At 73.9% G+C, this 19,378-nt stretch carries 11 protein-coding genes; 4 read left to right on the forward strand and 7 right to left on the reverse strand.

Going from position 1 to position 19,378, the window contains the following annotated elements; genetic code table 11:
- The first annotated feature begins 161 nt into the window (after positions 1 to 161).
- Positions 162 to 6,302, forward strand: a complete 6,141-nt coding sequence (locus tag ABD981_RS02675; protein WP_123954515.1) for a DNRLRE domain-containing protein — start codon at positions 162 to 164, stop codon at positions 6,300 to 6,302.
- 81 nt (positions 6,303 to 6,383) lie between these two features.
- On the opposite strand, the gene ABD981_RS02680 is transcribed toward ABD981_RS02675, so the two are convergent.
- The 5 genes from ABD981_RS02680 to ABD981_RS02700 form a co-directional block, all read right to left on the reverse strand.
- Positions 6,384 to 7,700 (reverse strand): sensor histidine kinase, encoded by a 1,317-nt coding sequence (locus ABD981_RS02680; RefSeq protein ID WP_240495241.1) that lies wholly within the window; start codon positions 7,698 to 7,700, stop codon positions 6,384 to 6,386.
- Between the two features lies 1 nt (position 7,701).
- On the reverse strand, positions 7,702 to 8,439 hold the full coding sequence (cseB, locus tag ABD981_RS02685; protein WP_046908114.1) for a two-component system response regulator CseB: 738 nt from the start codon (positions 8,437 to 8,439) through the stop codon (positions 7,702 to 7,704).
- 77 nt (positions 8,440 to 8,516) lie between these two features.
- Positions 8,517 to 9,419, reverse strand: coding sequence for an endonuclease/exonuclease/phosphatase family protein (locus tag ABD981_RS02690; protein WP_165590938.1), 903 nt, complete (start codon positions 9,417 to 9,419; stop codon positions 8,517 to 8,519).
- Between the two features lie 110 nt (positions 9,420 to 9,529).
- A complete protein-coding gene (locus ABD981_RS02695) occupies positions 9,530 to 10,468 on the reverse strand; it encodes a D-alanyl-D-alanine carboxypeptidase family protein (protein WP_240495240.1) in 939 nt (312 codons plus the stop codon).
- 220 nt (positions 10,469 to 10,688) lie between these two features.
- Positions 10,689 to 11,027, reverse strand: a complete 339-nt coding sequence (locus ABD981_RS02700; RefSeq protein ID WP_046908113.1) for a thioredoxin family protein — start codon at positions 11,025 to 11,027, stop codon at positions 10,689 to 10,691.
- Positions 11,028 to 11,414: 387 nt separating this feature from the next.
- Between ABD981_RS02700 and ABD981_RS02705 the strand changes: the two genes are divergently transcribed.
- Positions 11,415 to 12,818, forward strand: coding sequence for a DUF7507 domain-containing protein (locus ABD981_RS02705; protein WP_123954513.1), 1,404 nt, complete (start codon positions 11,415 to 11,417; stop codon positions 12,816 to 12,818).
- 329 nt (positions 12,819 to 13,147) lie between these two features.
- Here ABD981_RS02705 and ligA read toward each other — a convergent pair whose 3' ends face one another.
- On the reverse strand, positions 13,148 to 15,217 hold the full coding sequence (gene ligA / locus ABD981_RS02710) for an NAD-dependent DNA ligase LigA (RefSeq protein WP_046908112.1): 2,070 nt from the start codon (positions 15,215 to 15,217) through the stop codon (positions 13,148 to 13,150).
- Between the two features lie 128 nt (positions 15,218 to 15,345).
- Here ligA and ABD981_RS02715 point away from each other — a divergent pair, with 128 nt between their 5' ends.
- The gene (locus ABD981_RS02715; RefSeq protein WP_046908111.1) at positions 15,346 to 16,209 is read left to right on the forward strand and encodes an isocitrate lyase/PEP mutase family protein; all 864 of its coding nucleotides are present in this window, start codon (positions 15,346 to 15,348) and stop codon (positions 16,207 to 16,209) included.
- 39 nt (positions 16,210 to 16,248) lie between these two features.
- Here the strand turns inward: ABD981_RS02715 and abc-f are convergent, their stop codons facing one another.
- Positions 16,249 to 17,904, reverse strand: coding sequence for a ribosomal protection-like ABC-F family protein (abc-f, locus tag ABD981_RS02720; RefSeq protein WP_046908110.1), 1,656 nt, complete (start codon positions 17,902 to 17,904; stop codon positions 16,249 to 16,251).
- A gap of 506 nt (positions 17,905 to 18,410) precedes the next feature.
- Here abc-f and ABD981_RS02725 point away from each other — a divergent pair.
- Positions 18,411 to 19,343 carry a peptidoglycan-binding domain-containing protein gene (locus ABD981_RS02725; RefSeq protein WP_131723867.1) on the forward strand — a complete coding sequence of 311 codons (933 nt, stop codon included), beginning with the start codon at positions 18,411 to 18,413 and terminating at the stop codon, positions 19,341 to 19,343.
- Positions 19,344 to 19,378: the final 35 nt, after the last annotated feature.

A 19,378-nucleotide genomic window follows, 5' to 3' on the forward strand; every position in this document is an offset into this window, starting at 1 on the left:
GAGGGCGGATCCCCGCTGGGCGCTCCGGCGGCCGCGGGCGATCGCCTGAACCGACCGGAGACGAGGGGGTAAGCATGTCCGCACGTTCCTTCCGCGCAGTCCCATGGCAGCGGCACCGCGACAGAGCACCACAGCCCGTGACACAGCCCGTGACACAGCCCGTGACGCGACCCGTCACCCGGCCCGTCGCGCGGCGCGTGACGTCCGCCGTGATGGCCGGCACGCTGGCGGTGACCTTGCTGGCGGGTTCCGAGACGGCCTTCGCGACACCCGCGAAGCCGCCGCCGCCCGTGGACACGCCCACGGCGGGCGCGCCCGTCCGCGACGTGGCGTCCGCGCGGCTCGCGGCGAAGCTCTGGGGCACCCGCGTGGAGGCCCTGGACGCGCGCACGGAGACGTCCACGACGTGGGCGAACCCCGACGGGACGCTCACCACGGAGACGGCCGCGGGACCGGTTCGGTTCCGCCGCGGCGCCGACTGGGTCGACGTCGACGTGGCGTTCGGCGAACGGGCCGACGGGACGGTCGCCTCCGAGGCGCACCCCCGCGGCCTGACCCTGTCCGGGGCGAAGGGGGCGGCGGCGTCCTCGTTCGCGGCGGCCTCCCGGGCACCGGCGCAGGAGCTGCTGTCGCTGTCCTCGGGCGGCAGGAAGATGTCGCTGAAGTGGAAGGGAGGGCTGCCCGCCCCGGCCGTCGACGGCGCCAAGGCGACGTACCGGAACGTCCTGCCGGACGCGGACCTGGTGGTCGACGCCACCCGCACCGGCTTCGAGCAGTTCCTGGTGCTCAAGAAGCGGCCGTCCGGCACCGCCGCGTTCACCCTCCCGATCAAGGCCCCGGGAGTGACCGCCCGGCAACAGCGCGACAAGTCGGTGCTGTTCACCGACAAGGCGACCGGACGCAAGCTGTCCACCATGCCCGCGCCGCTGATGTGGGACGCCACCGTCGACGCCAAGTCGCTGGAGCACACCCGCAAGGTGCCGGTCGGCCTGAAGGTGGTGCAGTCCGGTGACGACATCGAGCTGCGGCTGACTCCGGACGCCGCGTTCCTGGCCGACCCCGCGACGAAGTACCCGGTCACCGTGGACCCGTCGGACACCGTCCTCTCGGACGTGTTCGACACCTTCGTCCAGCAGGGCGAGACCACCGACGCGTCCGGCTCCACCGACCTGAAGATCGGCTGGCCGGGCGACTACGCCGACCCCGGTCCGAACACCAAGCCCCGGGTGGCGCGCTCCTTCATCACCTGGGACATGGCGCCGATCAAGGACGCGCTGGTCTCCAAGGCGACCCTGTCGCTCTTCAACTACCACTCCTGGGACTGCACCAAGCCCACCTCCTGGGACGTGTGGGACACCGGCACCTCGAACACCGGCAGCGTGTGGACCGCGCAGCCGACCTGGTACGGCAAGTACGGCACCTCGACCGAGACCAAGGGGCAGAACTGCTCCAACGGCGGGTACGTGAACGCCGACGTGACCCCCCTGCTCCAGTACTGGGCCGGGCAGACCACGGTGGCCAGGCAGGGTCTGGGCATCCGGGCCTCCGACGAGGCCGCCACCCTGGGGTGGAAGCGCTTCTACTCCGGCAACGCCGCCGCCACGCAGATCCCCCGGCTGTCCGTGACGTACAACTACCGGCCGAAGACCGGCACCGACCTCCAGGCCGGACCGCCGTTCTTCGCCCAGGACGGCGGCTACCTCGTCAACACGCTGACGCCGAACCTGCGGGACACGTTCAGCGACGCGAACAACGACCAGGTCAACGGCACCTTCCAGATCTTCGACGGCACCGCGGACACACAGATCGGCAACCTGCTCGTCTCCCCGTACGCGCCGAGCGGCCAGCCGGTCTCCGTGACGGTGCCGACCGGGCTGCTGCAGAACGGCAGGACGTACCGGGTCCGCACCCACGCCTACGACGGCACCCACTTCAACCTGGCCTGGTCGGCCTGGAAGACCTTCACCGTCGACACCACGGCCCCGTCCGCGCCCGCGTCGGTGGGCTCGACCGACTATCCGACGAGCGGCTGGGTCAAGGGCATCGGGCAGACCGGCGCCTTCACCGTCACCCCGCCGGCCGCCGACCACCGGTGGATCGAGTGGTCCCTGGACGGCACGGCCTGGACCAAGGTCGCCACCGACGGCACGGCCACCCCGGTCACCCTCCAGGTCACGCCGGACAGGGGCGGCACCAACACCCTCCAGGTCCGCAGCGTCGACAAGGCCGACAACCGGTCCGAACCGGTCCCGTACGTCTTCCACGTCGGCGCGGGCGGCATCAGCTCCGTCGGCGACGGCCAGCGCACCCCGGCCCGCCTCCCGCTCGCCGCGGAGGCCGACGCGTCCAAGTACGACAAGGTCAGCTTCTCCTGGCGCCGCTCCGACGCCGACCCCTGGGCACCGATCCCGCCCGGCCACGTCACCGACGCGGGCCGGCCGCTGACCGCGTGGCCGGTCGCGCTCGCCAACGGCGCGAGCCCGCAGCTGGTGTGGAACGCCACGAGTACCGCCAACCCCGACGGAGCCGTCCAGATCAAGGCCGACTTCACCGGCCCCGGCGGCACCGGCAGCGCGGACGCGCTCCGCGTCGTCGTCGACCGCACCGCCGACGGCGCCGCCGCGACCGGCGTCGGCCCCGGCAGCGTCAACCTGCTGACGGGCAGCTACACCCTCGGCAGCAACGACGCCTCGGCCTTCGACATGACGGTGACCCGCAGCGCGACCTCGCGCACCCCGGACGCCGGCGCGAAGCAGGACGGCCAGGTGCCGATCTTCGGCAAGGAGTGGGTCTCCGGAATCCAGGCGGCCAAGACCAACCCCGACCACACCGCCGTACGCCGCACCTCGGACACCTCCGTCGACCTGGTGAAGAACGACGGGACCACCATCGGATTCACCGCGAACACCGCGGGCACCGGGTGGATCCCCGAGCCCGGGGCGGAACACCTCACCCTGACCGGCACCTTCACCGGCGCGTTCACGCTCACCGACACCTCCGGCTCCGTCACCACCTTCGCCAAGGCCTCCCCGGCCGCGACCGTCTGGACCGTGACCACGTCGCTGGCGAACGGTCTCACCCACTCGACGACCGAGGTCGTCCCCGAGACCGTCACCACATCGGACGGCAAGACCCTCGCCCGGCCGAAGAGGATCATCGCGGCCAGCAGCGCCGTCACCCTCGCCGCCTGCGAGGCGAACCCGGCCACCCGGGGCTGCCGGATCCTGGAGTTCGGCTACGCCGACACCACCACGGCGACCTCGTCGGCCCTCGGCGACTACGCGGGCCAGGTCCGCACGATCCGGCTCTGGGCCACCGCACCCGGAGCCTCCGCCTCGACCGCGACCGACGTGTCCCGCTACGCCTACGACGACGCCGGACGGCTCCGCGAGGTGTGGGACCCGCGCATCAGCCCCGCGCTGAAGACCGCCTACGCCTACGACGCGGCGGGCCGGGTCACCCGGCTCACCCCGGCCGGCCAGCTGCCGTGGACCTTCGCCTACGGGCAGGCCGGCGGGTCGGCGGCGGCCGGCGACGGCATGCTGCTGTCGGTGTCCCGCCCGACGCTCGCCGCGGGCAGCGCCGACCAGACCAACGGCACCGCGACCACCACGCTCGTCTACGGCGTCCCGGTCAGCGGCGCCTCCGCCCCGCAGAACCTCGGCGCCGCGGCAGCCGCCGCCTGGGGCCAGACCGACCTCGCCACCGACGCCACGGCGCTCTTCCCGGCCGACCAGACCCCCGCCTCGAACAACGGCACACAGCTCGGAGCCGGAGCGTACGGACGCGCGACGATCACCTACCTCGACGCCTCCGGCCGCCCGGTGAACACCGCCAGGCCCGGCGGCGGCATCACCACCACCGAGTACGACCGCACGGGCCACTCCGTACGGGAACTGACCGCCGGCAACCGCGAACTGGCCCTCGGCGGCACCCCCGCCGCCACGGCCACGCTCAACGGCCTCGGCATCAGCGCGCTGTCCACCGCGGAACGGGCGCTGCAGCTGTCGACACAGCGCCGGTACGGCCCGCAGGGCACCCGCGAACTGGAGGTCCGCGGACCGCTGCACATGGTCACCCTGGCCGCCGACCTCGTCGACGGATCCGCCACCGTGGCGGCGGCGGGCACCGCGATCGCGGCCAGGACCCGCACCGCCAACGAGTTCGACACCGGCCGCCCGACCGACGGCAGCGCGGTGTCCCGCGACGAGATCACCAGGACCACCGTCGGCGCCCAGCCGCGCGTGAACACCGCGCTCCTCGCGGACGCACGCGTGACCGCCACCGGCTACGACTGGACCAAGGGCCTGGCCACCAGCACCACCCAGGACCCCGGCGGCCTCAACCTCACCAAGACCACCGCCTACGACGCCCAGGGCCGCGTCACCAGGACCACCCTGCCCGCCTCCAACGGCACCGACGCCGGCGCCACCGTCACCACGTACTACACCGGCGACGGCACCGGCCCCTGCGGCGGCAAGCCGGAATGGGCCGACCTGGTCTGCGCCGTCGGACCCGCCGGGAACATCACCGGCGGAGGCGCCAACCCCGCCCAGACGGCCACCAAGACCAGCGAGTACGGGCTCTTCGGCCAGACCACCAAGGTGACGGAGACCGCCAACGGCGTCACCCGCACCACGACCACCGACCACGACGCGGCCGCCCGGCCCACCGCCGTCACCGTCACCGGCGGCCTCGGCACCGCCACCCCGGCCACCACCACCGGCTACGACCCGGCGACCGGCCTGCCCACCACCACCGGCTCGCCGACCGCCGGCACGATCACCAAGGCCTACGACAAGCTCGGCCGCCCGATCTCCTACACGGACGCCGACGGCGGCGTGACCACCACCCAGTACGACGCGCTCAACCGGCCCGCCAAGGTCACCGACACGGCGCCGTCCACCACCACCTACACCTACGACACCGCGATCGACCCGCGCGGCCTGGTCACCTCGACCGCCGACTCGGCGGCCGGCACCTTCACCGCCCGCTACGACACCGACGGCGCCCCCGTCAGCGGCGGCCTGCCCGGCGGTTACACCATGCGGCAGACCAAGGACACCGCCGGAAACCTCACCGCGCGCACCTACACCCGGGACGCCGACGACGTCACCGTCATGAACGACACCGTCGCCGTCACCGCGCACGGCGAGTGGGCCGTCCACACCGGCACCCCCGGCCAGGCGTCCAACCAGGCCTACTCCTACGACGCGATCGGCCGCCTCACCCAGGTCGCCGACTCCGCGAACGGGGTGTGCACGACCCGCACGTACACCTTCGACAAGAACACCAACCGCACGGCCCAGGCGACCGCCAAGGCCGCCCCCGGCGCCGCCTGCTCGACCGCTGGCGCGACCACCGCAGGCCACACCTACGACACCGCGGACCGGCTCACCGACGCCGGATACGTCTACGACGCCCTCGGCCGCACGACCGCGCAGCCCGGCGCCACCACCGCGTACTTCTCCAACGACCTCGTCCAGCAGCAGACCGCCGGGAACAGCCGGCAGACCTGGACCCTGGACGCGGCACTGCGCTTCCGCGGCTGGACCACCGAGACCGGCAACGCCGGCACCTGGTCCCAGACCGCGAGCAAGCTCAACCACTACGGAGCCGACGGCGACAACCCGCGCTGGATCGTCGAGAACACCGCCACCGGCGGCACCAGCCGCCAGGTGACGGCCCCCACCGGGAACCTCGCCGCGGTCACCACCAGCACCGGAGCCGTCGTCCTCGAACTCACCGGCCTGCACGGCGACGTCAACGTCACCCTGCCCCTCAACTCCTCCCAGGCCCCCCAGGCCCTGGACTACGACGAGTACGGCAACCCCAAGACCGCCGGCACGGACCGCTACGGCTGGCTCGGCGGCCACCAGCGCTCCTCCGAGACCCCGACCCGCAGCATCCTCATGGGCGTCCGGGTCTACAACCCGGCCACCGGCCGCTTCCAGAGCACCGACCCGGTCCGCTACGGCAGCGCCAACGCCTACGACTACGCGGACCAGAACCCCGTCACCAACCAGGACCTGACGGGCCTGTGGCGGGTGCAGCTGTGCTGCGGCAACTGGTACAGCATCGGCATCCGCTGGGACCGCGACTTCACCTTCGCCATCATGCTGAGCACCCTCTCCACGTACTGGGTCAGGTTCCTGATCCCGCCGCCGTGGGGCTGGATCGTCGCGGGCGCCATCTACGCGGGAGCGTGGAACGCCCGCCAGGCGATCAACAAGCGCAAGTGCGCCTACAGCAGGGTCTACGCGTCCGGCTGGGTCGCCTGGGGCAACACCCCCTGCTTCTGACACCCGGCCGGCCCGACCCGGCACCACCGGACGGCTGAACCACCGTGCGGCCCGCTCGGCGACGAGCGGGCCGCACCGCGTTCACGGGAGCACGAGGGTCGCCACGGCGCCCGGTGGTGTGGTGGCGTTCGTCAGGGTGAGGTGGGCGCCGAGGACGTCGGTCTGGCCGAGGGCGATGGTGAGGCCGAGGCCGTGGCCGCGACCGCGCTCCGTCGTCCCGGTGCGGAAGCGCTGCGGCCCGTGGGCCAGGAGTTCCGCCGGGAAGCCCGGTCCGTGGTCGCGCACCTCGATCGTCGTCCCGTGGACCGTCACCTCCACCGGCGCCGCCCCGTGGCGGTGCGCGTTGAGGACCAGGTTGGTGACGATCCGGTCGAGCCGCCGGGGGTCGGTCGCGGCGACCGGATGCCCCGCGACCGAGATCCGCGTCTCCAGGCCCGTACGCCGCACCGACTCCGTCACCAGCTCGCCGAGCGGCACCGGCCGCAGGTCGGCCTCCTCGGTGCCCGCGTCCAGGCGGGAGATCTCCAGGAGGTCGTCCACCAGGCCGTGCAGCACCCGCACCCGGTCGCGCACCAGGTCGGTGGCCTCGCCCTCCGGGAGGAGGGACGCGGAGGTGACCAGCCCGGTGAGCGGCGTGCGCAGCTCGTGGGCCACGTCGGCGGTGAACCGCTGCTCGTCGCGCAGCCGGTCCCGCAGCGCGTCCGCCATGAGGTCGACCGCCGAGGCGATCTCGCCGATCTCGTCGTGTCGGCCGCTGCGGGTCCTGGCGTCCAGGTCGCCCTGTTTGATGCGTCGGGCGGTCCCGGCCACGCGGCGCAGTCGGCGCAGGACCAGTTCGGCGGCGAGCAGGGTGAGCGGGACGACGACCGCGAGCGTGGCCACGGCCGCGTACCGGATGTGCCGGTCGAGGGCCTCGATGCTGCGCTGCTCGGCCCCCATGTGCAGGTTGGTGGCCACCACCTCGCCGTCGACGCGCTGCGCCGCCCACATCCAGGGCCCCTGGCGCGACTCCGTGTCGTACCAGGTCACGGGCGTGCCCGCGGGCCCCTGGGAGACCAGCTCCCGCAGACGGTCCGGCAGGACGTCGCCCGTGAGGTAGCCGGGACCCGTCACCGGGTCGGAGGGGGGCCGCGTGCCCCTGAACTCGGACACGGCCGTGTCCAGCTCGCGCAGCACGTAGCCGGCGCTGATGTGCCGGGAGCGGTCCACCGTGGTGCGGTGGACCAGGACGCCGATGCCGACCGCCATCGCGCAGGCCGCGACCGCGACCACGGCCGCGATCCGCCACCGCAGGGAGCGCGGATCGGTCAGCCGGCGCAGCGCGCCGCGCCCACCGCCGTCCTCGGCGGCGGCACGGTCCGTACGGGTGCCCGGGGCCGGGCCGTTCGTCCCGGCCACGTCAGCGCCGGAACCGGTAGCCGAAACCGCGCACGGTCTCGATGTGGTCGGCCCCGATCTTCTTGCGGAGCCGCTGCACCGCCAGGTCGACGACCCGGATGTCGCCGTCCCAGCCGTAGTCCCACACCTCGCGCAGCAGCGTCTGCCGCGGGAGCGCGATGCCCGGCGACGCCACGAACTCCAGGAGCAGCCGCAGTTCGGTGGGGGTGAGCGCGACCGGCCGGCCGTCGACCCGGACCTCCAGGCCACGGGTGTCGACGGTGAGGTCCCGGAAGGAGAGCACCCCGGGGTCGGCCGCCGGCTCTCCGGAGCCGGAACCGTCGGGGGCCGAGAAGGCGGCCCGCCGCAGCAGGGTGCGGATCCGCGCCACCAGGACCCCGGTGTCCACGGGCTTCACGACGTAGTCGTCGGCGCCCGCCTCCAGGCCCGCCACCACGTTCAGGGCGTCACCGAGGGCCGACATCATCAGCACGGGCGCCTGGCTGGTCTCGCGGATCCGCCGGCACAGCCCGATCCCGTCCAGGTGCGGCAGCATCACGTCGAGCAGCAGCAGGTCGTAGCGCCCCTCCCGGAACATCTCCAGGCCTGTCAGCCCGTCGGGGGCCCCGGACACCCGGTAGCCGTACCGGCCGAGGGCCAGGGCGACGGACCTGCGGATCGTCTCGTCGTCCTCGACCAGCAGCACGTGCACCTCGGCGCCGTCGTCCTGCGCGGTCGCGCCGCTGTCGTGCTCTCGCATCACGTCACCCGGGAGTCGTACGGAAGGGGAAAGGGCCATGACATCACAGCTCGGAGCGGTGCCCCCGGTCCGGCCGCTCACCAGCGGAGTGAGGCGGCGACGGGCAGGTGGTCGCTGCCGGTGCGGGGCAGCGTCCAGGCGGCGACCGGTGTGACGCCGCGCACCAGGACGTGGTCGATCCGGGCCACCGGGAAGGCGGCAGGCCAGCTGAAGCCGAAGCCGTCACCGGCCTCCGCCTGCGCCGAACGCAGCCGCAGCCCCTCGGTCACCGGCCGCAGCGCCCGGTCCTCGGCGGTTCCGTTGAGGTCGCCCACCAGGACGACCCGCGGCAGGCGTTCCGCCCGCACGGCCTCGGCCAGCCTGCCCGCCGCCTCGTTCCGCCGGGCCGTGGTGAAGCCCGCCGTCGGGTGCACCCGCACCGAGGCGAGGTGCGCCACGTACACGGCGACCGGCCCCTTCGGGGTGTCGGCGACGGCCCGCAGGGCTCGGGTCCACGGCATGATCGGGAGCGGCTCCACCTCCCGCAGCGGGTACCTGCTCCACAGCCCGACCGTCCCGATCGTCGCGTGGTGCGGATACGAGCCGGCCAGCGCGCGCTCGTACGCGGGCGCCGTGGCGGGCGACAGTTCCTCCAGGGCGAGCAGGGCCGCGCCCGAGGCCGCCAGGTCACGGGCGGTACCGGCGGGGTCGGGGTTCTCGGCCCCGACGTTCTGGGACACCACCGTGAGGTCCCCGCCCGGCGACCGCCCGTCCACGAGGGCGCCGCCGAACGAGGCGCCCCACACGGCGGCCGCGAGCAGGACGGCCACCGCCGCGGCGGCGCTCCGCCGCACGGCCGCGAGGGCCGCGCCCACGGGGACGCTCAGGCCCAGCCAGGGCAGGAAGGTCTCCAGGAGGCTCCCGGGATTCCCGAACCCGTTCGGTACGCCGGCGTGCGCCACCATCAGCAGCGCCGTGACGCCCACCCCGGCGGCGACCAGCCGTCCCCGGCGCCACCGGCCGCGCCCTGACCGCGGCGCGCCCGTCCCCGGCGGTCCCGCTCCGTCCCCGACGGCGGCCGGTTCTTCCTCCGTGCGTGCGACGACGGTGCTCACGACCGTACCTCCGCCAGGGCCGAGGGGAGGTCCCGCCGCAGCGCGTCGACGAGGCGGCCGCTGCGCTCCAGGGCCGCCCGCAGCCCCTCGGCGGGCGAGGTGTGGGCCCGCTGGCCGAGGACGACCCCGAGCACCAGGTGCCGGGCGGCACCCGAACCCACCTCCGCGGCCCACATGAGGTTGCCGCCCGCGGGCGTGCTCGACCCGGTCTTCAGGCCGATCACGCCGGGCTCGTCCAGGAGCCGGTTGGTGTTGGCGAGGGGGCCGGGATGGCCGGGCACCGTCGTCTCGCGCATCGCGACCACCTCCCGGAGGACCGGCTGCTCCATGGCGCGGCGGGCGAGGGTGAGCTGGTCCTCCGCGGTGCTGCGCGTGGTGGCCTCGAGCCCGCTGGCGCCGGTGTACCGGGTGCGGGTCATGCCGAGCGAGGCGGCGGTCCGGTTCATCCTCGCCACGAACGCCTCCTCGCTCCCCGCGTCCCAGCGGGCCAGCAGCCGGGCGACGTTGTTGCCGGAGGGCAGCAGGAGCAGTTCCAGCAGCTTGCGCTGGGTGAGGCGCTGGCCCTGCCGCACCGGGGCGGCGGACTCGGAGAGCGAGTGGGACTCCTGCGCGGCGGTCTCGTCGACCGTGATCTCCGGCCCGTCCTCGCCGGCCCGGAGCGGATGGTCGCGGAGGATCTGGTACGCGGTCATCACCTTGGCGACGCTCGCGATCGGCACCGGCTCCCGCCCGCCGCTGACGCCGAGGCTGCCGACTCCCTCGACCGCGACGCTCGCCTGGCCCTCCTCGGGCCACGGCAGGTCGAGCCGGGCCCGCAGCGCCGCCTGGGGCGAGGCCTGGGCGGTGGGGCGGCCGGCACCCGGACCGGATCCGTCCGAGAGCCCGATCCAGCCGCCGGCGCCCGCCACGAGGACGGCGGCTGCCGAGGCCCACACGGCCCGCCTCCCGATGCCGCGAACCCTGTCCGCCTCGGCCGTCCGACCGCCGGAACGCGTCCCACGCGTGTCCATCGCCGTTCCCTCCCGTTGCTCGGTGCGTACGCGATCACCGCGTACGCACCGAAGCCTGGAAGGCGCGCGCGTCCGGAACGTCAGGGCCGTGCGTCCGCGAGCGCGCGGATGTGTGTCAGCCGTGTATCGACGGGGCGGCGTCGGGTCAGAGGTGGGCGTCCACGAATTCCCGCAGCTCGGTGCTGCTCATCGGCCCCGTGCCGTGGGCCACCGCCTCCGCGTCCTTCAGCAGGACGTAGGACGGTGCTCCGGTCACCCCGTACCGTCGGGTCGTCTCCGGACAGCGCGTGATGTCGGTGCGGACGGCCGTCAGGCGGCCCGCGTACGCGTCCGCGAGGCCGCCCACGACCAGGTCCATCGCCCGGCAGGGCTCGATGGCCTTGGGCCAGGTCCCGATGAAGTACGCGAGGACCGGCACGTCGCTCACCCTGAGGATGAACGCGAACTCCGCGTCCTCACGCGGCTGATGCACCCGCTGTGCCATACGAGCTCCTGACCTCGCGTTCCGTCGTTGCGCCCCCATCTTCCCCCGCGCCCGTCGGCCGCCTCGCACCCCGCCCGACCCCGCCCGCCCGGACGTCAACTCGGCACCCTCCAATTCACCCCCTCGCGTGGCGCATGCTCGTCAAGCGGCGGTGGCATCCGGTCAGCACGGGCGGTGTCCGAGGGGACGGTGTGACCAGGGCGAGGTGAGGGGCGCGTTGGAGGGCAGGGGAGTGAGCGGCAGGGCCGTGGCGCCGGGTGGCGGCGGGCGCAAACCTCCAGGTAGGCGGTGGCCGGGACTCCCCGGCCGCGACTGTACGTGACCCCGCGGCGGGCGCTGAGCTACGGAGCGTTCCCGCTCCGCCCTCGACCGACAGGAGACGTCAGCATGAGCACACCTCCCCCCGTCCCGTTGCGGGTCGCCCTCGTCAACGGCAGCTTCGAGGAACCGTCCGTCACCGACATGGCGTTCCTGCCGGACGCCTCCCAGACGCAGGCCCCGCGGCACGTCCCGGGCTGGCTCACCACCGCCACCGACCACATGATCGAGTTATGGCACTCCGGCTTCAACGGCGTGCCGTCGGCGGACGGCGAGCAGTTCGCCGAGCTCAACGCCAACCAGGTCTCGACCCTCTACCAGGACCTGCCGACCACCCCCGGCACCAAGCTGTACTGGCGGCTCTACCACCGCGGCCGGCAGGGGCAGGACACCATGGCCCTGGACATCGGGGCCCCGGGCGGCGTGATCGAGCAGCGCACGTTCACCGACGGCAACACGGCGTGGGGCTACTACACCGGGACCTACACCGTCCCGGCCGGGCAGACCACCACCCGCTTCGCCTTCCGCTCCGTCTCGGCGGCCGGCGGCAACCGGGGGATCGGCAACTTCCTCGACGGGATCTTCTTCGGCACCGCGCCGCACGTGGTGCTCACCAAGACGGCGGTCCCGGTGGGCCCGTTGGACGTCGGTGACGTCGTCACGTACCGGATCACCGCGAAGAACGAGGGCGGCGGGGCCGCCGAGCGGCTCACCCTGACCGACGTGCTCCCCGCCGGGACCACGTACGTGCCCGGTTCCCTGCGCGTCATCTCCGGTCCGAACAGCGGGGCGAAGACCGACCGGGCAGGGGACGACCAGGCCTCCTACGACGCCGCCGCGAACGCGGTGGTCTTCCGGCTGGGCAGCGACGCCTCCGCGACCCAGGGCGGGAGCCTGGCCAACACGGCGGCCCTGCCGGGCGGCACGACCGTCGAGTACCGGGTCGTGCTCGGCCTGGAGACCGCCGGGACGCACGTCAGCAACACGGCCACCGCGGCCTACGAGAACCGGCTCGGCCCCACGCCCGAGTCGCTGACGGCCACGTCCGACGAGGCCGTCACCGAGGTCCGGCCGGCGGCCGACCTGGACGTGACGAAGGCGGCCGACTCCACCACCGTGACCGTGGGCCAGACGGTGTCCTACCGCGTGACCGTCCACAACGCCGGACCCAGCCCGGCGACCGGGGTCACCGTGACCGACCGGCTCCCGGACGGCCTCGTGTTCCTCTCCGCGGACGCGTCCCGCGGCGCCTACGACCCCGCGACCGGGCGGTGGGCCGTCGGCGATCTGGCCGTCGGGGCCCGCGCGACGCTCACCCTGCGCGCGAAGGCGACCACGACCGGCCTGATCACCAACACCGCCACCGTCACGGCCGTCGAGAAGGACCCCGACCCGACCGACAACACCGACTCGGTGAGCGTCTGCGTCGAACCGGCACCGGCCTGCTGCGACCCCTGCACCCCCCGCGCCTAGCGAGCCTGGAGACCTGACCGGACCGACCTGACGAACTCCGTCACACCACGAGTACGGGGGGCGACTGAGCGCTACGGTGTAGCCGTACCGCCGAACCGATCGGCAGTGCTGCTCCTGGACCCCCGGCTCCCCCGTGCCGGGGGGTCCACCCCTGTCCGGGGGCGGCCGGCGGCGCGCGAAGTCCGGTTGTCGACGCGCGCGAAGGCCCTCCCACGGCCCTCACCGTGGCCTGCGACGGCGGCTCCTTCTCGGTCGGCGTCGACGCCTCCTCGGAGGGTGTCCGCCGGGCCCTGACGGTGACCCAGCTCTGGTAGCCCCCGGGCCGCCGCTCAGGCGAGGTGGTCGGCGACGAGCTCGGCGAACTCCTCGGGCGTCAGCACCTCGACGCCGAGCTTCTGCGCGGCGGCCGCCTTCGAGCTCGGCTTGCCGGACGGGGAGGGGGCGGCGACGAGGTAGGAGGTCTTGGCGTTGACGCCGCTGCCGGCCCGGCCGCCGGCGCGTTCGATCAGCTCGTTCATCTGCGTCCGGCCGAGACCGTCGAGGCGCCCGGTCATCTTGCCGGTGACCACCACGGTCCGGCCCGCCAGCGGCCCTCCGCCGTCGGCCGCCGTGTCGGCGGCGGGCTGCCGGGGCTCGCTCATGTTCACCCCGGCGGCGATCAGCTTGTCGACGACCGGGGCGAGCGCGGCGAGTTCCGCGACGACGACGGGAGCCTTCTCCGAACCGATGCCCTCGACGGCCTGCAGGTCCTCCACGGACGCGGCGCGGACGGCGTCCATGGTCCCGAAGTGCGCGGCGATCCGCCGGGACATGCTGCGGCCCGTGCCCGGGATGCCGAGCGCGCAGAAGACGCGGCTGAGCGGGCGCGACCGGGCGAGTCCGAGCTGCTCGGCGAGCTTCGCGCCGCGCTTCTCGCTGCCGGAGGCTTCCGTCAGCTGCTCCTCGGTCAGGGTGAACAGGTCCGCCACGTCACCCACGAGACCGGAGTCGATGAGGGCCTTGACGTAGGTCTTGCCCAGGCCGTCGATGTCGAGGATGTCGCGCCCGGCGGCGTACTCGATCAGCGGGGCGAGCGCGCACGCGGTGCCCTTGGCGCAGCGCCACCGCTCCTGGCTCGTGTCGATCCCGCTGCCGCAGTTCGGGCACGCCCGGGGGAGCGGGACCGGGACGGCGCCCGCGGGGCGGAGTTCGACGACCGGGGCCTGGACGCGGGGGATGATGTCGCCGGCCTTGTAGACGGTGACGGTGTCGCCGAGGTGGAGGCCGCGGCGGGCGATGTCGGCCGGGTTGTGCAGCGTGGCCCGGGAGACGGTGGAGCCGTCGATCTCGACCGGAGTGAGCACGGCGGTCGGGGCGAGGACGCCGGTGCGGCCGACCTCCCACACCACGTCCTCGAGCACCGTCTGCCGCTCGACGGCGGCCAGCTTGTACGCGATGGCCCAGTGCGGGAAGCGGCTGCCGAAGCCCGCCGCCTCCTGTTCGGCGGCGCTGTTGGCCTTGATGACGACGCCGTCGATGCCGAACGGGAGCCCGGCGCGGATCGCGGCGATCGCGTCCACCTTCGTCTGCGCCTCGGCGATCGTGCCGACCACGTGCAGTCCGGCCGGGGTCGCGGCGGTGGTCCGCACACCGGCGCCGGCGACCGCGGCCAGCACCTCGGCGTGCGTCCCCGATGCGGGCAGGAACGTTTCACCGTCCAGGTCGACCGCACCGTACGCCCAGAACGTCATCTCCAGCCGGTACGGCCGGTCCTTCGCCCGCAGCGTGCCGGCCGCCCCGTTGCGCGGGTTGGCGAAGGGGGCGCCGCCGTGCGCGGTGCGCACCTCGTTCGCGGTCTCGAACTGCTCCTGGGTGAACAGGACCTCGCCGCGGGCCTCGAACGTGACCGGCGCGGCGAGCCGCTCGGGCAGCCCGACGATGGAGCCGATGACGTGGCTGACGTCCTCGCCGTGGGTGCCGTCGCCGCGGGTGACGATCTGTACGAGACGCCCGTCCCGGTAGCGCGCGGCGACGGCGGCGCCGTCCAGTTTCGGCTCGACCGTGAACCCGCCCTCGGCCTCGCGCCCGAGCCGTCGCCGCAGCGACGCCTCCCACCCGGTCAGCTCCTCGGGGCTGAACACGTTGTCGAGACTGAGCAGTCGGGAGGTGTGCGGGACGTCGCCCGCGGGCGCCGCGCCGTCCGCGACGAGCCCGGTCGGCGACCCGGCCGACTCGCTCGGGTGCGCGGCCTCCCACTCCAGTACGGCGCGGCGCAGGGCGTCGAACGAGGCGTCGTCCAGCGGGCTGTTCGCGCCGCCGTAGTAGGCGCGCGAGGCCTCGCGGAGCCGGTCGAGCGCGGCCTCGTAGTCGGCGCGGGTGGACAGGGCGGGGCACGCCTCAAGGGCGGGAGTCGCGGTCATGGAGGAATCATGGCGTGAGGGTCTGACAACGGCCGGTCGCGAGGTGTGCCCCCATGCGGCACCGGGTAGCCGGGTGGTGGTCCGGTGCGGGCGATCCGCCCGGCCGGCGGGCGAGGGGGAGGGTTCCGTTGTCGGCTCGTGACAGGTCCTTCAGAAGTCTGCTGGAGGGCGGGGAGATCGTTCTGGCGCCGGGGGCCGCCGACGCCGTCACCGCGCGGCTCGTGGAGGCGGCGGGCTTTCCCGCGGTGTACATGACGGGGTTCGGTGCGACGGCCGGCCGGCTGGGGATGCCCGACATCGGTCTGCTCAGCCAGACGGAGATGACCGAGCACGCCCGGAACATGACGCGTGCGGTGTCGATCCCGGTCATCGCGGACGCCGACACCGGGTACGGCGGCCCGAGCAACATCGACCGCACCGTGCGCGAATACGTCCAGGCCGGGGTCGCGGCGATCCACCTGGAGGACCAGGCCATGCCCAAGCGCTGCGGACAGCGCGGCGGGGTGCGCCTGGTGGACGCGGACAGCGGGGTCAAGCGCGTCCGGTGCGCCGTGGAGGCGCGCGGATCGGCCGACCTGCTGGTGATCGGGCGCACCGACGCGCTGCCCGTGGAGGGCGTCGCGGAAGCGGTCCGGCGGGCCCGGCTGTACCAGGACGCGGGCGCGGACCTGGTGTTCGTCGACGGGATCAGGAGGATCAAGGACCTGGAGGCGGTGGCCGCGGCGGTCGACGGACCCAAGGTGGTGTCCATCGTGGACGGGAACGAGACCACCGCCCTGACCGCCTCGGACCTCCAGGAGCTCGGCTTCTCCGTGGCCTTCTACGCGCTGACCGCCCTGTTCACCGCCACCCGCGCCGTCGCCGACGCCCTGGCCCACCTCCGGGCGGCCGGCACCCCGGCGGGCGGGCCGCCGCAGCACAGCTACGAGGAGTTCTCGCGGATCGTCGGCATGGACGTGCACCAGGACCTCGACGAGCGCTTCGGCGACTGACGCCCACGGGGTGCCCGGGCGGCGTGGCGCCGCGGGGGTTCAGCGCCTGCGGCCGCCGCGCAGTTCCAGCCGGTCCCCTTCGAACCGGGTGCGGAAGTGGCGGTCGTGCGAGACCGCGACCACCGCTCCCGGGTACGTCGTGAGCGCGGCCCGGAGCTCCTCGGCCAGGTCGAGCGTGATGTGGTTGGTCGGCTCGTCGAGGACGAGGAGGTCGGCGGGCCGGGTGACCAGGCGGGCGATCTGCAGCCGTCGTTGCTGGCCCGCGGACAGGGCGGCGACCGGGACGTGCAGGTCCTCCTCGCGGAACAGGCCCAGGGCCAGGAGCAGGTCGGTGTACGCGTCCGGCGGGCCGGGCCGTCCGGCGGCGAACGCGGCGAGCAGCGGCAGGTGCGTGGCGTGCGCGGGCAGTTCCTGCGCGAGGTGGCCGATCCGGGCGGGGCGGCGCACCGTACCCGCGTCCGGCTCCAGTTCGCCCGCCAGGACGCGCAGGAGCGTCGTCTTGCCCGCGCCGTTCCCGCCCGTGACCAGCAGCCGCTGCCCGGGCGCGATCGCGAGGAGCCCGTCCAGGTGCAGCCGTCCGCCGACCCGTACGCCGTCGAGTTCGGCGAGGGGGCCGTCCGCCTCCGGTTCGCCCGCCACCCGCACCGCCGCGGTGAAGCGGAGCGGTGGCGCGGGCTCCGCCACCGGGTCGCGGCGCAGCTGGGCCAGACGCTCGCGGGCCGTGCGGACCTGCCCGCCCAGCTTCGCCTCGCTGGAGCGGCGGAACTTGCCGAAACCCTGCTTCGGATCGCGCCCGGTGGCGGCGTGCCGTCTTCCCGCGGCTTCGAGGAGCTCCTCCGTACGGGCGACCTCCTCGGTCCACTCCGCGTACCGCTGTTCGGCGCGGCGCCGGGCGGCGGCCTTCGCGGCGCGGTAGCCGGCCCAGCCGTCGCCGTGGCGGTGCACCGTGCGCGCGTCCCGGTCGACCTCGAGGATCGTGGTGGCGACGCGCTCCAGGAACGCGCGGTCGTGGGTGACCGCGACGACGGTGCCGCGGTGGGCGCGCAGGTGCTCCTCGAGCCAGCGCACGGCCGTCGCGTCGAGGTGGTTCGTGGGTTCGTCGAGGAGCAGCAGTTCGGGGGCGGCGGCCAGGACGCAGGCGAGCGCGAGGCGCGACTGCTCGCCGCCGGAGAGCGAGCCGAGCACCCGCTCGCGGGTGATCCCCGCGAGCCCGAGGCCGTGCAGAGCGGCGTCGACGCGGGCGTCCGCCTCGTATCCGCCGCGTTCCTCGTAGGCGAGCAGCAGCTCTCCGTAGGCGGCGAGTTCGGCTTCGGTCGCCTCGGCCAGACGCTCCTCGGCCGCACGCAGCCGGCGCTCCATGGCCCGCAGCTCGGCGAGCGCGAGGTCGACGGCGTCCCGCACGGTGCGGTCCGGGGCGAGGGTGAGGTTCTGGGGGAGGTGGCCGGTGCCTCCGGGGAAGTGGACGGTGATCTGTCCGGCATCGGGCGCCTCGGCCGCGGCGAGCAGCCGCAGCAGGGTGGACTTGCCGGAGCCGTTCTCGCCGATGACGGCGGCCCTCTCGCCCGGGCGGACGGTGAAGGAGACCTGGTCGAGGAGGGTCCGGGTGCCGTAGGACTTGGTGACGTCCTTGACCGACAGCTGTTGCACGGCGGGGCGGGCGGCGGCGGGCAGGGTGGGACGGGCGCGGTCGCGCATATGGAGTTCCTGGCGTACGAAGGGTCGACGGGCAGCGCAGACGGCTGGAGCAGCCGTGCCCGGACTCAGACGAAGAAGAGGAAAGCCATGCCGCCACCATAGCAAGACGCGGCGTCTCGCGGGCGATGCTCGCGCGTGTTCACGGCATTCGGCCGATGGCCGAAAACAAACTTTTGGAAAACTTGTGCGGCATCGAGGGCTGGTGGCCGGTCGTCGTGGCCCTGCCCCCATGGTGCGGTCGAAGAGTTCAAGGGTTACTCCGCGAAAGTCCAACTCCTCTTTGGTATGCGGGAGTTGTGGTCAATGGGTCAGGCCGTGCCGGTCTGGCGTGACGTGCGTCACTTATTAAGGGTTGTTTAAGAATTAACGTCGCGAGCGCCCTATTTTGCGCCACATGTACACAGTTGACGCTTACTTTGAACGCCAGTCAGAGTCTCCTCGGCATCCCGCGCATCTCCGCGTCTTCGCCACATCGTCCACAGCTTCACCACTTCTGGAGCACATGCATGCGCAACAGGACTGCCCTGACCGAAGCAGTCACGTCCAGCGCCCCTGAGCCGCAGTCGTACCCCGGGGGTGACAGCCTCGTCTTCGGGATGGTCGCGGGGCCCGGCGTCGACGGTTCAGGCGCCCGAGAGCAGGACGTCTCGCTCTTCGACGGCTCCCTGTCCGCGCCGCGCGGCTCCGGGGAGGGCGCGCCGCGCCGCGGACGCCACGTGGCGGAGAAGTCGCGGCGCGCGCGGAAGGCGCCGCGGCCGCGGAGGGCCGAGAGCAAGCCGGAGCGCGAAGGGGCCGGTCTGTCGCTCCCGCTGCTGATCGCGGGGGCGCTCGCCGCGGGCTTCGGGCTGACGGTCGGTCTCACGTCCGGGCTGGAGCAGCAGACCCCGGACAACCGGACCCTGACGATGCCGGACCTCCTGCAGCCCGGTCTGCCGCTGGACGCCGAGCAGCCGGCCGCCACCCAGGTGTCCGTCGCGCCGACGGCACGGACCACCCCGCCCGCGCCGCCCACGTCGCGGGCCACCCCGACGGCCACGCATGCGCCCACCGGCACCCACGCGCCGGCGCGGACGTCCACCCCGCCGCCCGCGACCCCGCCGCCCGCGCAGCCGCCGACCCGCACGCCCCCGCCGACCGAGCGCCCGGCCGCGAACGCCCTTCGGCTCGGCAGCTCCGGGCCCGAGGTCAAGGACCTGCAGCGCCGCCTCCAGCAGCTCCACCTCTACCTCGGCTCGGCGGACGGGATGTTCGGCGCGTACCTGGAGGCGGCCCTGACCCGCTTCCAGGTGTCCCGAGGCATCCTCGGGGAACGGGGCGTCTACGGCCCGTCGACCCGCGCGGCCCTGCAGGCCGAGTCCGACCGCGAGGCCGATTCGGACCGGAACCGCTGGGACCGCTGGGACGACTGGGACGACGACCGCGGCGGCCGGGACCGCTGACGCCGGCGCCCCCTCAAGCCCCCGCCACTACCCCC

It is taken from the genome of Streptomyces showdoensis (genome assembly GCF_039535475.1).
GTDB lineage: Bacteria > Actinomycetota > Actinomycetes > Streptomycetales > Streptomycetaceae > Streptomyces > Streptomyces showdoensis.